The organism is Neisseria sp. HMSC067H09 (assembly GCF_001814135.1).
GTDB lineage: Bacteria > Pseudomonadota > Gammaproteobacteria > Burkholderiales > Neisseriaceae > Neisseria.
Genome location: NZ_KV814903.1, coordinates 1 through 577, shown reverse-complemented (window position 1 = coordinate 577; position 577 = coordinate 1). Strand labels below are relative to the sequence as shown.

General features: G+C 42.3%; 2 protein-coding genes. Both read right to left on the bottom strand.

Translation table 11 applies throughout. The features are described 5' to 3' along the window. On the bottom strand, positions 1-278 hold a 278-nt coding region (locus HMPREF2954_RS05335), incomplete at its 3' end, for an ATP-binding protein (protein ID WP_210398479.1). Positions 279-283: 5 nt separating this feature from the next. After that, on the bottom strand, positions 284-577 hold a 294-nt coding region (locus HMPREF2954_RS11565), incomplete at its 5' end, for a DNA cytosine methyltransferase (protein WP_141755639.1).

Genomic DNA, 577 nt, shown 5'->3' with positions numbered 1-577 from the left:
GCCAATGTTTCTTTTTGCATGCCAAAACAGTTGTCTTCTATACAGATAGATTCCGGTGAGATATCTATGTGCACTTTATACCCTTCATATGATTTCGGCAGGCCCATCACATCTTTTTCATAGTTTCCATTTTGGATAATGCTGTTTCTTGCCGCATCGATAGAATTGTCAACCAAATCATAGAGTGCGTCTAATGTGGAAATATCTTTGGTTAAAATATCCTGCAGGAAATTAGGTTCAAGACCTGTACTGATTTCAATCATATTGCTGTTTTTCATAGCGATTATTTCTTATTCAGTTTTTGATGGATGACACTTAAAATCTGTTTCGACACAATGGGGGAAACACTATTCCCAATCATTCTGAAACTATGCCATTTTGTCGGATGGAATGTAAACCAATCCGGGAATCCTTGTAGCCGTGCTGCTTCTCTGACCGTAATAACGCGGCCTTCTTCCGGATGAAGTGGCCGGACGGATTGGAAACTTCCTTTATCCGATCCGGTCCCCGCCCTTAATGTCGGGCATAAGCCGTCCCACGATAGTTTTTTGGAACGGCTGACGGGATCTGTTTCCCC